This window comes from Providencia sp. TYF-12, assembly GCF_041344805.1.
Classification (GTDB): Bacteria; Pseudomonadota; Gammaproteobacteria; order Enterobacterales; family Enterobacteriaceae; genus Providencia; species Providencia huashanensis.
Genome location: NZ_CP166833.1, coordinates 2127487 through 2141916, shown reverse-complemented (window position 1 = coordinate 2141916; position 14430 = coordinate 2127487). Strand labels below are relative to the sequence as shown.

The following is a 14430-nucleotide window of genomic DNA, read 5'->3' as shown; positions in this document are numbered from 1 at the left end:
AAGTTGAAGGGATACATATTTATAACTACTTTGAAATCAATTGATTAGTTTTATTATCCCTATTTAAAGAAAAAATTGATTATGATAAAAGTTCTTTTAAGGTAACTAATTCTAATAGCTTAATATGCTATAAACGCTTTCTTTAACCTAATTAATACTAACAAATTAACCGAAATTAAAAACACGCTCTCATCACACAATTGCCACCTTAATTATATCATAGGTGTTTATTTTTAAATGGAAAATTGGCTTTATCGTTTTAAATGATTTTAAAGTTGTTAATTAAATATTGCATTAAAACGTAAAATCCATCCCTAGGCTTTTACGGGTAAATCCCCTACACTAATGTTAATCAATATCCATTGAACCAATTCATGCCAATAAACTGCCATAAAGCCATTATGAATAAGCCAAATAATAAATCAGCGACCAACAAGTATAAATACAATCAACGCCCAACTGATTTAAGGCATAAACGAAAATCAACTTCAGTTAACGCATTTTCCCATCAGTCTCCTCGTAAAGTTATTTTATTTAATAAACCCTTTGATGTTTTGCCTCAATTTACTGATGAACAAGGTCGAGACACATTAAAAAACTATATTCCTATTACTGGCATTTATGCTGCGGGCCGCTTAGATAGGGATAGCGAAGGGTTATTAATTTTAACTAACGATGGCAAATTACAAGCACGCTTAACACAGCCTGAGAAAAAAACAGGGAAAATATACTATGCTCAAGTCGAAGGTATCCCCGAGGAAACCGCATTAATCAAATTTCGCCAAGGTTTACAGTTAAATGATGGGCTAACTCAGCCTGCGGGGGTCGAACTCGTCAACGAACCAGATTGGTTATGGCCAAGAAACCCACCAATCAGAGAACGAAAAAACATCCCAACAAGTTGGCTAAAAATCACTTTATATGAAGGACGAAATCGACAAGTCCGCCGAATGACAGCAAATATTGGTTACCCTACATTACGACTGATCCGCTACCAAGTGGGTGAATTCAGTTTGGGGAACCTTTCTGTTGGTGAATGGAAGGAGGTAAATGTTGTTTAAACCTAATGTCACTGTTGCAACTATCGTACATGCTCAAGGCAAATATTTAGTCGTTGAAGAATGGGTAAATGAAAAGCCAACGTGGAACCAACCCGCTGGGCACTTAGAAGCAAATGAAACACTTTTGCAAGCCGCAAAACGTGAGTTATATGAAGAAACAGGAATTGACGCTTGCCCCTCACAGTTAATTAAAATCCACCAATGGATTGCACCTGATAAGACTCAGTTTATCCGTGTTTTATTTGCTGTCGAGCTAGAGTCCATATGTGAAACACAACCACAAGATAGCGATATTAGCGCTTGTCACTGGGTTAGTGCTCAGGAAATATTAGAAAGCCAATATCTGCGTTCGCCCTTAGTTGCAGAAAGTCTACGCTGTTTCTTGACAGGAACCCACTACCCCCTTGATATCTTGGCTGCATATGGTGAGGACTACCTTTAACGCCCCACATATTGCTTGGTGAAATCTTCATCAAGCAATAATATTCCCCTCAAACGCTGGTGCAACAAGGTCACAACATGCTAAAGTATGGGGCTTGATTTTTCCGCATTGAGACTATTTCCATGTCAAATAACAGTACCATGTCAGACAACAGCCTAAAAAAAGTCATCGTCGGTATGTCCGGTGGTGTTGACTCCTCTGTATCCGCCTATTTGCTGCAACAGCAAGGGTATCAGGTTGAAGGGTTGTTTATGAAGAACTGGGAAGAAGATGACGACACGGAATATTGTTCTGCCGCAGCCGACCTCGCCGATGCCCAAGCCGTTTGTGACAAATTAGGCATTGAATTACATACCATCAATTTTGCAGCAGAATATTGGGATAACGTATTCGAACATTTTTTGACTGAATATAAAGCTGGTCGTACACCAAACCCAGATATCTTATGTAATAAAGAAATCAAATTTAAAGCATTTCTAGAATTTGCCGCTGAAGATTTAGGGGCAGATTACATCGCTACGGGCCATTATGTCCGTCGTCGTGATATTGCAGGCAAAAGCCAGTTATTACGTGGTTTAGATGGCAATAAAGACCAAAGTTATTTTTTATATACCTTAAGTCACCAACAAGTTGCTAAAAGCTTGTTCCCAGTAGGTGAACTTGAAAAGCCTGAAGTACGTCGCATCGCAGAGGAAATTGGTTTAATTACTGCAAAGAAAAAAGACTCCACAGGGATCTGCTTTATTGGTGAACGCAAATTCCGTGATTTCCTAGGCCGCTACCTGCCCGCACAGCCTGGCCCTATCGTTACAGTAGATGGTGAAACCATAGGTCAGCATGAAGGCTTGATGTATCATACATTAGGGCAACGTAAAGGCTTAGGCATTGGTGGGACTAAAGAAGGTTCTGAAGAACCTTGGTATGTCGTCGATAAAGACGTTCAAAATAATGTCCTTATCGTTGCACAAGGGCATGAACACCCTCGTCTAATGTCCGTCGGGTTAATCGCCCAACAATTGCATTGGGTTGACAGAGAAACATTAACCCAGCCTTTACGCTGTGTAGTAAAAACCCGTTATCGCCAAGCGGATATCCCTTGTACTATTACACCATTAAGCGAAGACCGCATAGAGGTTATATTTGAAGCCCCTGTAGCAGCCGTTACGCCAGGGCAATCTGCTGTCTTTTATCTAAATGAAGTTTGTCTCGGCGGCGGCATCATTGAAGCCCGTATTCAGGAGTAAATGTGGCTAAAAACTACTATGATATCACGCTTGCGTTAGCGGGTATCTGCCAAGCAAGCGCAATGGTTCAGAAGCTTGCTCACGAAGGCATTAGTCAAGACCAAGACACCGAAACCATGGTCAATTGCCTCACCAATATGAATCCAAAATCAACATTGGATGTATTTGGTAATGATGAAGCAAACTTAAAAACTGGTCTAAATGCTATGTTGGGCATGTTAACGGGTGGAAATAGTGGTTTATCTGCTGAAATGACCCGCTATATGTTGAGCATTATGGTGCTTGAACGCCGTCTCAATAAAAACCAGGAAGCGATGAATCAACTGGGTCAACGTATTGAGCAATTTGAACGGCAAGCTAGCTATTTTGAGCCTCTATCAGAAGGTGTATTTAATGCGCTTGCTGGTATTTATGTCGATGTTGTCAGCCCTGCTGGCCCACGAATTCAAGTTACAGGCTCCCCTGACATCCTGAAAAATACCTTAGTACAGGCTAAAGTTAGAGCCACTTTACTCGCGGGTATTCGTTGCGCAGTACTTTGGCAGCAAGTAGGTGGAAGCCGTATCCAACTAATGTTCTCTCGCAATCGTCTGGCTAATCAGGCGAAAGATATTTTGTCTCACCTTTAAATCTGGAGTTGCTACCAATGGAATTATCCTCACTGACCGCTGTATCCCCGATTGACGGCCGTTACGGTGATAAAGTCAGCGCTTTACGCACTATATTTAGTGAGTTTGGCTTACTGAAATTTCGTGTGCAAGTTGAAGTTCGTTGGCTACAAAAACTGGCTGCAACCGCTGAAATCAAAGAAGTTCCTTCATTTGATAATGACGCAATCGCTTACTTAGATGAAATTGTCGCGAACTTCTGTGAAAAAGATGCAATGCGCATTAAAGAGATTGAGCGTACAACTAACCATGACGTTAAAGCAGTAGAATATTTCCTAAAAGAAAAAGTGGCAAATATCCCTGCACTACACGCCGTCTCTGAATTTATTCACTTTGCTTGTACATCAGAAGATATCAATAACCTTTCTCATGCTTTAATGTTAAAAACAGCGCGTGAAGAAGTCTTATTACCACAATGGCGCCAAATAATTGATAAAGTTAAAGCGATGGCACATGAGTACCGCAACTTGCCGTTGCTATCTCGCACCCATGGCCAGCCAGCAACACCATCGACTATTGGTAAAGAATTCGCCAACGTCGCCTATCGTTTAGAGCGCCAATATCGTCAGTTACAACAGGTTGAGATTTTAGGTAAAATTAACGGTGCTGTCGGTAACTATAATGCCCATATGGTAGCTTACCCTGAAGTTAACTGGCACGAGTTTAGTGAAACCTTCGTAACCTCTTTAGGTATCCAGTGGAACCCATTCACCACACAAATCGAACCTCATGACTATATTGCGGAACTATTTGATTGTGTCGCACGTTTTAACACGATTGTGTTAGATTTCGACCGTGACATTTGGGGTTACATCGCATTAAACCATTTCAAACAAAAAACAGTAGCTGGTGAAATCGGTTCTTCTACAATGCCACATAAAGTCAACCCTATCGATTTCGAAAATTCTGAAGGTAACTTAGGTTTAGCTAATGCTGTATTAGGTCACCTAGCCAGTAAACTGCCTGTTTCTCGTTGGCAACGTGACTTAACAGACTCCACAGTATTACGTAACTTAGGTGTAGGTTTAGGCTATGCTTTAATAGCCTATCAATCGACCATGAAAGGTTTAAACAAACTGGAAGTGAACGAACAGCACCTGTTGGATGAATTAAACCAAAATTGGGAAGTCTTAGCCGAGCCAATTCAAACCGTTATGCGCCGCTATGGCATTGAAAAACCTTATGAAAAGCTGAAAGAACTTACCCGAGGTAAGCGTGTTACCGCTGAGGGGATGAAACAGTTTATTGATGGTTTAGAACTGCCAGAGCATGAAAAAGCGCGCCTCAAAGAAATGACACCTGCTAACTATATTGGTTACGCTGTCACTTTTATTGATGAGCTTAAATAAAACTGATTTAGACTATTTCGGCGGCCTCTGTGCCGCCTTTTTTTACTGATTTGTCTTACCTCTTAATTCCAAAAGCCAACTTCGTCGATAACCTACGTCAAAAACGCGCTGACTTACTAAGAATACGCTATTTTTAGGGTTTGTTTGACTTATATTTACTTAAACGCTTGTTGTTATTCAGAACTCTTTTTACCATAGTGCTACTATTATCATTAATAGCAACTATCATTTCCTTACTGTGAGGGTTTCAGATGCGTATTTTAATCGTCGAAGACAATGCATTACTTCGCCACCATCTAACGGTTCAGCTGAAAGAGCTTGGTCATCAAGTTGATTCCGCTGAAGACGCAAAAGAAGCGGATTACTTTTTGCATGAAAGTTGCCCTGATATTGCAGTTGTCGACTTAGGTTTACCTGAAGAAGACGGCCTTTCAATGATCAAACGCTGGCGCGGTGCGCATGTAAATATCCCAATTTTAGTTCTCACTGCACGTGAAAGCTGGCAAGAAAAAGTTCAAGCTTTAAACAGCGGCGCTGATGATTACGTCACTAAACCTTTCCAACTAGAAGAACTCGTCGCAAGAATGCAGGCACTGATGCGAAGAAATAGCGGCCTAGCCTCACAGGTATTAGAACTAGGTAATTTTGTTATTGATTTATCACGCAAAGAATTCACCGTTAACGGTGAAGCCGTCAAATTAACCGCATTTGAATATACCATCATCGAAACCTTACTACGCAACAATGGCAAAGTCGTCAGCAAAGATTCATTAATGCGCCAACTTTACCCCGATGCTGAACTAAGAGAAAGCCATACAATCGATGTATTAATGGGGCGATTAAGAAAAAAAATACAGCAATTTCATAGTGATGATGTAATTGTCACCGTTCGTGGTCAAGGCTATCGTTTTGATGTGAATGGCTAATATGCAGTTAGGTAAATTTAAATTTAAGCCCCTTTCGCTTCGAGCACGTTTTTTATGTGCAACCTCTGCGGTCATTTTGGCACTCACTTTGTCTTACGGTATCGTTGCCATATTGGGCTATTTAATTAGCTTTGATAAAACAACTTACACCCTTTTGCGTAGTCAAAGTAACTTAATTTATAGCTTGGCACAGTGGCAAAATAATAAAATTGATATCCGTGTTCCCCCTAACTTCACGTTAAATAACCCCACATTAGTGATTATTTATGATGATCAAGGGCAAGTATTATGGCGTCAACGCGATGTGCCTAGCGTTGAAAGGCTGATCCGAAATGATTGGCTAAAAAAGGAAGGGTTATATGAGATTGATACTGACATCCGTGAAACCCGTCAACTGCTTAATGATAACCCTGAGCTAAATAATAAACTGGATGATATGGACAATGATGATGAGCCACTCACCCATTCTGTATCAGTCAGCCAATATGCCGCCAGCGAAAACCTACCAAACCTAACCATTGTCGTGGTGGATACACTTCCACAAGACTTGCAAAATACAGGTCTAGTCTGGGAATGGTTTGGCTATGTGTTACTTGCTAATTTAATTTTAGTTATCCCATTATTATGGCTAGCGGCTTATTGGAGCTTACGCCCAATTAAATCATTAGTTTCACAGCTTGGTAGCTTAGAAAAGGGGGAACGAGATACACTCGATGAAAACCCGCCTTCAGAACTTCGAGGGTTAGTCCGTAACCTCAATATTTTATTAACTAACGAGCGGAAACGTTATAGTAAATACCGAACCACGCTTTCTGACCTGACCCATAGCCTTAAAACCCCATTGGCAGTATTACAATCGACCCTACGCTTGTTACGTTCGGGTAAACAGATGAATATTGACCAAGCAGAACCTATTATGCTTGAACAAATTGGCAGGATCTCACAACAGGTCGGCTACTATTTGCACCGCGCTTCCACACAAGGTGATGAAAACATGATGTTGCGTGAAATTTCATCTGTTCCATCAATATTAGATAGCTTAGCGAGCGCCTTGCATAAAGTTTACCAGCACAAAGGAGTTGCTATCACAGTAGAAGTTTCTCCAGAAATCACTTGGCTCGGTCAGCCTAATGACTTTATGGAAGTCATGGGTAATATTATGGAAAATGCATGCAAATATTGCCTAGAATTTGTCGAAGTCACTGCGGTGACTGGGCCTGATAGCCTAACGTTAATTGTTGATGATGACGGCCCTGGCGTCCCGGAAAGCAAACGCAGTTTAATTTTCGTTCGAGGCCAACGTGCCGATACCCTTCGTCCAGGCCAAGGTCTCGGCTTATCCATCGCGGTCGACATTATTGACCAATATGATGGGGAGATCACAATTAGTGATAGCCCGCTCGGTGGTGCTCGCTTAGCCGTCACATTTAGACAGCAATCTATGATCGAAGATAGTTAATCTGTGATATTAACCCACTTATTCCCTATTTTATGATACGTTTCCGGTATACTATTTAGGGAGTCTTATTACTAGGGGCTGCTCCAATACTGCTATCTATATTCATATAAATAGCAGCCCTCAATAATTATGGCTAACCTAATTTATTTAAAAGAAGTACTAAGTGACTTACTTCATATATAAAGGTCATTTCGTACCATTATGGCCTGTGGTATTGCCGTAACACCATCAGCAATATTCAACAGCTCCAAGGGACAATAAGATGGATTACAAACTAAATCTAGACTGGCAAAGTTTTCTGGATAGCCACTGGCAGAAGCGCCCACTGCTTATCAAAAAAGGGTTTGCAAATTTTATTGATCCTATCTCACCTGATGAACTTGCAGGTTTGGCGATGGAAGATGAGGTTGATAGCCGTTTAGTCAGCCATAAAGAAGGAATTTGGCAAGTAAGTCATGGCCCATTTGAGAGTTATGATCATCTCGGTGAGAAAAATTGGTCTATTTTAGTCCAAGCCGTTGACCATTGGCACTATCCAAGTTCCGCTCTAATGAAGCCATTTCGTGTTCTCTCTGATTGGCGAATGGATGACTTAATGATCTCCTATTCGGTTCCTGGTGGTGGTGTAGGCCCTCATCTTGACCAATACGATGTATTTATTATTCAAGGTGAAGGTCGTCGTCGTTGGCGTGTTGGGGAAAAAATCCCGATGAAACAACATTGCCCTCACCCTGACTTACTACAAGTTCAACCTTTTGATGCCATCATTGATGAAGAAATGGAGCCCGGTGATATTTTGTATATCCCACCAGGGTTCCCGCATGAAGGCTATGCAATTGAGCCATCATTAAACTATTCAGTAGGCTTTCGAGCCCCTAATACGCGTGAGTTAATCAGTAGTTTTGCCGACCATTTAATTTCGAATGATTTAGGCAGCTACCGTTACAGCGACCCTGATTTATCATTCCGTGATAACCCTGCGGAAATTTTACAAGGGGAACAAATTAAATTACGCGAAATGATGGAGTCTCTGATTAATGACCCTGACCTGTTCCGTAAATGGCTTGGTGAATTCATTTCACAATCTCGCCATGAACTAGACATTGCACCACCAGAACCGCCTTATGAGCATGACGAAATCTATGACTTGCTAAAAACACAACAGGAAACCCTATACAAACTAAACGGGCTCCGAGCATTGCGTGTTGGTGACCAATTTTTTGTTAATGGTGAATGTTTAGAGACCCAGTGCTATGAAGCTGCTGATAGCCTATGTCGTTATGATGCGGTAAACAGCAAAATTTTAGCTGATGCTATCGATGACGTTAACTTTATCGCGCTCATTACCGCATTAGTGAATAATGGTTATTGGTATTTTGATGATTAGTCCATTTTATAAACATTAAATTTACCGAAAACACCCCCAATATTGGTAAAACAATTATTGGGGGTTAAATTTTATTCATTACATTCTAGTTAGCATATAACTTTTATTATCATTCCCAGTTAAACCGAAGCCACCCCCTTTCCCTTTAGATATCTTTATGAATATCTATAAAGTTTGCTTTCCTGTTTATTTTACTTCCGTATCAATAACATTGATAAAAAATTAAGCCTCACAAATAGGCACTCAAAGATAAAGTGTTTTTAAAATTTAATTCTAGAATATTTTTGCTTAGACCGATTAAGCTTGGGCGAATAATTAATAACCTTTCAATGATTATAACTTTATGAATATAGAAACTTTTTTAGCTTTATCCCTGTTTTCATTTGTAACATCCATTACCCCAGGCCCTAATAATATTATGTTACTTGCTTCAGGGGTCAACTTTGGTTTTCAAAAAACGTTACCACATTCGCTTGGTGTTTCAATTGGCTTTTTCATCATGCTTATTGCTGTTGGCTTAGGTGTTGGTGCACTCATTCAATCATTACCACTTGTTTATTCAACATTAAAATACATTGGTATTATTTATTTATTTTGGCTCGCATGGAAAACAACCATCAGCCATTCTATTGCTCAAGTAAATCAGCAAGACATAAAGCCATTAACATTACTTGAGGCTTCATTATTTCAATGGATTAACCCTAAAGCATGGATGATGGCGATATCAGGGATGGCAATGTATACCAATACGATAGAACCTTATATCTCAATATTATTAGTTGCCATCATATTTGCTTTGATAAACTGGCCATGTGTGGCTATTTGGGCAATGTTTGGTAGTAAATTAAGAGAAAAACTGAAGCAACCTAGTACATTAAAACGTTTTAACTTAGTGATGGGTATTTTACTCGCACTAAGTGGTATATCCGTGCTATTGCAATGAAATACCCATAACATAAAACGGAAATTATCCCGCTTGCTCAATAACCTCAGCTCAGTACTTATTGTACTGAGCTTAACAGGTTCATTAAGCCCCTCATGACTGGCGGGCGTGTATTGCGGTAAGTTCAGCAATACGCATAATGACACTAACGGCCTGCTCCATCCCTTCTTGGGTGATAAACTCATGTTTACTATGAAAATTATACCCCCCAGTAAAAATATTTGGGCACGGCAAGCCACGATGTGAAAGCTGAGCACCATCAGTTCCACCGCGGATAGGTTGAATAATAGGGTTAATATCACAATCAATCATGGCCTGTTTTGCTAATTCAACCACATGTGGGTATTTCATTACTTCTTTGTGCATATTGTAGTAGGTATCGTCCAATGTCAGCTCGATATAACAGCTCGGGTGTAAGCCTTCCCCTACTTTTTCAGCAATTCGAATAATATTTTTCTTTCTTGCTTCGAAGCTTACCAAGTCAAAGTCACGAATAATATAGTTCAGTTCTGCTTTTTCTACCGTTCCCTTCATCGATGTTAAATGATAGAAACCTTCATATCCATCCGTCTTTTCGGGAGTTTCATCTGCGGGTAACATCGAATGAATACGGTTAGCTAGCCCTAAAGCATTTACCATCACCCCTTTAGCATTTCCAGGGTGTGTATTGTTCCCGACTATTTTGATTGATACATTCGCCGCATTGAAGTTTTCATATTCTAATTCACCAACACCACCGCCATCGACAGTATAAGCCCACAATGCATCAAATTGCTTGAAATCAATATGGCGAGCGCCACGCCCAATTTCTTCATCAGGGGTAAATGCTAAACAAATTTTACCATGTGGAATATTGTTACCTTTTAGGCGCACTAATGCTGTAATAATCTCCGCAATACCCGCCTTATCATCAGCACCAAGTAGCGTCTTACCATCAGTCATAATTAATGTTTTCCCAATCATTTCATGTAAAACTGGGAACATGACAGGGGATAACACTTCATCACCAATCCCAAGGGCAATATCACCACCTCGGTAATTTTCGAGTACTTGTGGGCAAACATTTTTCCCCGAAAAATCAGGTGCCGTATCTAAGTGTGAAATAAAACCAATAGTTGGAACATCCCAATCAACGTTTGACGGCAAATAGGCCATCAAGCAACCTTGATCACTGAGTGTTACCTTTTCGAAACCTAAGTCAATCAGTTCTTTCATTAATGCGCGTGCAAACTTTAGCTGACCGGCACTACTAGGCACTGTTTTAGCATTCAATTTTGATTGCGTATCAAAAGCCGTATATTCAAAAAACCGCTCCAAGAGTTTGTCCATACCCTTCCCCCTCAAATATCAATGTCTGTATTATGGGAAAGATCACAGATTCAATTATTGTCTCAAATCAGCTTTGCTGTTAATGCTTGCAGGTTTTCGCAATAAATCTTTAATGAAATTTATTTTTTACACACTATTTTGATTTTCTCTTGCAACTAACCATTTTTAATACCTAAGACTAGTTAGGGGAATAATTAAATTGTATTATTTTATTACCCCCTATATTTGTTAGTTAAAACAGTGAATTAAGTTAAATATCATTTATCAATTGCACTAATTACCTATTATTATTTATTAATACTGTGCTATATCTGACGCATTATTATTTCGTTTATTATTTTTTATAATAATTAATGTAATTTTTATTCAAGTTATCGGGGCGTTTATGTCAAAAACATATTTGATTTATGGTGTGAGTAAAGGATTGGGCAAAGCACTTGTTGAAGGTATTCCCACAAATGAAGAGCTGGTTTACGGCGTCTCTCGTTCCAAACCCCCGTTTGAGCAAAGTAATTTTACTTGGCTCCCCGCTGACCTAAATGATAGCCAGTCTGCTAATATCATTAAAGATAAGGTTAAAGAACAACCGATTAACACCTTAATTTACAATGTAGGAATTTGGGAAAACCTGGCTTTTAGTGACGATTACCAGTTTGAAACAACTGATGACCTTGAGTTACTCAATATTATCCAGACGAATATCAGCGCCTGTTTATTAAATTTAAAAATGCTATTACCTAATTTACGCTCAGCTGAAAACAGTAAAATAATTTTAATTGGCTCTACATGGGGGCTAGATAATCATAATGGTAAAGAAGTTGCATTTTCCGCCACAAAATATGCCTTAAGGGGAATAGTGCAATCGCTAAGGGAAACATTACGTGAAGATAAAATTGGCATTTCTATCATAAACTTAGGTTATCTTGCTACAGAATACCCATTGTCTGTCCCTGTGGCTGAGGTTATTGAGAAGAGTCACGGGCAATTGATCCCATTACAAGATGTTGTCAATGCAGTACGTTTTATCCTAAGCACCAGTAATGCTACCTGTGTTAAGGAAATCACAATGCCGGCGATGATGGATTTAAATGTATAAAGAGGAATAGCTAAGGGAAATGACCGTTTCCCTTAGCCTGAAGTTGACTTATTTCGTTGTGCTTTTTACCTGTAATTCTGTAATAAGCTTATTAATATATTCCACTACAATTTTACTGGCTAAGCCGTAGTGCTTTTCATCAAACTCACTTTCTACCTGACTCGGTTCTAAATTTAATTCAACTGTATGTGCACCATGTAACTTCGCTTCATGAACAAAGCCCGCTGCCGGATACACATGGCCTGATGTACCAATTGAAATAAAAATAGTCGCTGATTCAATAGATTGATAAATATAATCCATGCCAATAGGCATTTCACCAAACCAAACAATATGTGGACGTAATGGCTGTGGAAACTGACAGCAGTGGCAACGGTCTTCCACTGATAAATCCCCTTTCCACTCGACAACCTGATTTGACCAGTTACAACGTACCTTTAATAATTCACCATGCATATGGATGATACGCTGACTCCCGGCTCTTTCATGTAAATTATCAATATTTTGAGTGATCAATAAAAAGCGATCGCCAAGTAACTCTTCAAGCTGAGCTAAAGCATAATGCGCCGCATTAGGCTTGATATTTTCTTGCTGTAATTGCCGACGACGCTCATTATAAAAACGTTGAACCAGTTTAGGGTTACGTTCGAAACCTTCCGGCGTTGCAACGTCTTCAACGCGGTGCTCTTCCCATAAACCATCCGCAGAACGAAATGTTTGGATCCCTGACTCAGCTGAAATCCCCGCACCAGTCAATACGACAATATTCACATTTTTCATATTATTTAATCTGTTATCTATATAAAAAGACCGGTTGCGAAGTCGCTGGCGACGTACACATTTATTTTTACGAGCTTTTTTTAATCTATAACGAAATCGCAACATCAAAAACTTCCTTTCATCCATGTAACTAATAAACTTGACACCTAGACGAGGCCGAGTACTTGTTTAACGCTGTATTTAGCGGCTCTACTCTCTGATTTATCATTAGTGTACAAATAAATATGCTTCTATATATTTTTATTAGTATATCTCACATTTACATATTCAACTTTGCACTATCTTAATGTTAACACACTAGAACTCATCACAATGACGAATGCAAATAAAAATATCGAGGGCATCGAACTTGTCACTTTTTCTTCATAAAACTGACATCTTTCTTTCATATTAATCCCCAATATCCCTAGAACTGTAAAACAATAAAAAAAACCTTCTTGATATGACTACCTACGGTTAATATACCGCTCGTCGATTTTGCTGTAATGATTATTCACCATTAAAAGGGATTGCATGGAAAAGTTTTTCGAAAAAACAATGTATGCTTCACGCTGGATTTTAGCGCCAATTTATTTCGGGCTTTCACTGACACTGTTGGCATTAACTATTAAGTTCTTTCAAGAACTGTTCCATATTTTGCCGAATATTTTAGCAATACCAGAGGCAGATCTCATCCTCACATTGCTCTCATTAATTGATATGGCATTAGTCGGTGGGTTATTAGTGATGGTGATGTTTTCAGGATATGAAAACTTTGTCTCCCAAATGGATATCCCAGAAGAAAGTGAAAAGTTAGGTTGGCTAGGTAAAATGGATGCCTCGTCACTGAAGAATAAAGTGGCTGCATCTATTGTCGCAATTTCATCAATTCACTTATTGAAAATTTTTATGGACTTAAAAAGCGTTTCGAACGATAAACTAATGTGGTATGTGATCATTCATTTAACCTTTGTTTTATCTGCTTTTGTCATGGGCTATTTAGATAAAATGACTAAAAAATAGCAACATGACCGCCTATAGCTACAGCTCTGATTAAAACTAATTTAATAGCCTATTTTATCAATAATAGGCTATTAAACGCCCCCTCTAACGCATCTTTAACACACTGAATACTCGCCATTTATGCTATCCTAACCACCTACTTGCCTATTGATTATAAGGAATATTTTAATGAGCGAGCACTTTGTCGGTAAATATGAAGCTGAAATTAAATTTCGGTTACCAAACCCTGAGAGTTTTCTACAAAAAATAAAAGCCGACCAAGCTGAGCCATTTACTGAAAATAATTCAGAAACTGATTATTTCTATGACAGTGAAAATTCGCCACTTGCAGCGAATAATATTAGCATGTGTGTTCGTAAGATGGTTCCGTCAGGGATTAAGTTATGGATAGTCAAGGGCCCAGGTTCTTCCGAATGTAAAGCAATTAATATTGATGACTGCCAACATGTGCAAAATATGTTAGTAACACTAGGTTATCACTGTAGTTTGGTGACAACAAAAGTTCGTAGTATTTACTTCCTGAATGATGTTCATATCACCATAGACCATCTTGCTGGCATCGGTTGGTTTGCCGAATTCGCTATCATGACGGACGATAGTCGTTTACTCAAACACTTATATAACAAATTATTAAGTGTTGCGATGACATATGGTTTCACGGAAGCGATGATTGAAAAGCGTAGCTATAAACAAATGTTCTTAGAAACACAAACCCAATAAAGAAGCCAATCACCTTAAAGCCTA

14 protein-coding genes are annotated in these 14430 nt (G+C 39.2%); 12 read left to right on the top strand and 2 right to left on the bottom strand.

Annotated features, from left to right (window positions below; genetic code table 11):
• The first annotated feature begins 401 nt into the window (after window positions 1-401).
• The 9 genes from rluE to ABE954_RS09475 all read left to right on the top strand — a co-directional run bounded on the left by rluE (window position 402) and on the right by ABE954_RS09475 (window position 9479).
• Window positions 402-1061: a 23S rRNA pseudouridine(2457) synthase RluE gene (rluE, locus tag ABE954_RS09515; RefSeq protein WP_181468562.1), complete on the top strand. Its 660-nt coding sequence runs from the start codon at window positions 402-404 to the stop codon at window positions 1059-1061.
• Window positions 1054-1503, top strand: a complete 450-nt coding sequence (locus tag ABE954_RS09510; protein ID WP_042844307.1) for an NUDIX domain-containing protein — start codon at window positions 1054-1056, stop codon at window positions 1501-1503. The genes rluE and ABE954_RS09510 overlap by 8 nt, the downstream gene beginning before the upstream one ends.
• A 140-nt stretch (window positions 1504-1643) precedes the next feature.
• Entirely contained in the window at window positions 1644-2747 is a 1104-nt protein-coding gene (mnmA, locus tag ABE954_RS09505; protein WP_042844306.1) for a tRNA 2-thiouridine(34) synthase MnmA, read from the top strand.
• Between the two features lie 2 nt (window positions 2748-2749).
• Window positions 2750-3376 carry a high frequency lysogenization protein HflD gene (hflD, locus tag ABE954_RS09500; RefSeq protein ID WP_042843472.1) on the top strand — a complete coding sequence of 209 codons (627 nt, stop codon included), beginning with the start codon at window positions 2750-2752 and terminating at the stop codon, window positions 3374-3376.
• Window positions 3377-3393: 17 nt separating this feature from the next.
• Window positions 3394-4764, top strand: coding sequence for an adenylosuccinate lyase (gene purB / locus ABE954_RS09495; RefSeq protein WP_042843471.1), 1371 nt, complete (start codon window positions 3394-3396; stop codon window positions 4762-4764).
• Window positions 4765-5015: 251 nt separating this feature from the next.
• Window positions 5016-5690 (top strand): two-component system response regulator PhoP, encoded by a 675-nt coding sequence (phoP, locus tag ABE954_RS09490; RefSeq protein WP_048607402.1) that lies wholly within the window; start codon window positions 5016-5018, stop codon window positions 5688-5690.
• Window position 5691: 1 nt separating this feature from the next.
• Window positions 5692-7149 carry a two-component system sensor histidine kinase PhoQ gene (gene phoQ / locus ABE954_RS09485; RefSeq protein ID WP_173424794.1) on the top strand — a complete coding sequence of 486 codons (1458 nt, stop codon included), beginning with the start codon at window positions 5692-5694 and terminating at the stop codon, window positions 7147-7149.
• Window positions 7150-7411: 262 nt separating this feature from the next.
• Complete coding sequence (locus ABE954_RS09480) at window positions 7412-8536, top strand: cupin domain-containing protein (RefSeq protein ID WP_166686903.1); 1125 nt, start codon at window positions 7412-7414, stop codon at window positions 8534-8536.
• 343 nt (window positions 8537-8879) lie between these two features.
• Complete coding sequence (locus tag ABE954_RS09475; protein ID WP_042843467.1) at window positions 8880-9479, top strand: LysE family translocator; 600 nt, start codon at window positions 8880-8882, stop codon at window positions 9477-9479.
• Between the two features lie 93 nt (window positions 9480-9572).
• On the opposite strand, the gene pepT is transcribed toward ABE954_RS09475, so the two are convergent.
• On the bottom strand, window positions 9573-10808 hold the full coding sequence (gene pepT / locus ABE954_RS09470; RefSeq protein WP_042843466.1) for a peptidase T: 1236 nt from the start codon (window positions 10806-10808) through the stop codon (window positions 9573-9575).
• 385 nt (window positions 10809-11193) lie between these two features.
• On the opposite strand from pepT, the gene ABE954_RS09465 reads away from it, so the two are divergent.
• Entirely contained in the window at window positions 11194-11904 is a 711-nt protein-coding gene (locus ABE954_RS09465) for an SDR family oxidoreductase (RefSeq protein WP_042843465.1), read from the top strand.
• Window positions 11905-11952: 48 nt separating this feature from the next.
• Here the strand turns inward: ABE954_RS09465 and cobB are convergent, their stop codons facing one another.
• On the bottom strand, window positions 11953-12786 hold the full coding sequence (cobB, locus tag ABE954_RS09460; protein ID WP_042844305.1) for a Sir2 family NAD+-dependent deacetylase: 834 nt from the start codon (window positions 12784-12786) through the stop codon (window positions 11953-11955).
• A 411-nt stretch (window positions 12787-13197) separates the two neighbouring features.
• On the opposite strand from cobB, the gene ABE954_RS09455 reads away from it, so the two are divergent.
• Window positions 13198-13686: a TIGR00645 family protein gene (locus tag ABE954_RS09455; RefSeq protein ID WP_042843464.1), complete on the top strand. Its 489-nt coding sequence runs from the start codon at window positions 13198-13200 to the stop codon at window positions 13684-13686.
• Between the two features lie 168 nt (window positions 13687-13854).
• Window positions 13855-14406, top strand: a complete 552-nt coding sequence (locus ABE954_RS09450) for a class IV adenylate cyclase (RefSeq protein WP_371025860.1) — start codon at window positions 13855-13857, stop codon at window positions 14404-14406.
• The last annotated feature ends 24 nt before the right edge of the window (window positions 14407-14430 follow it).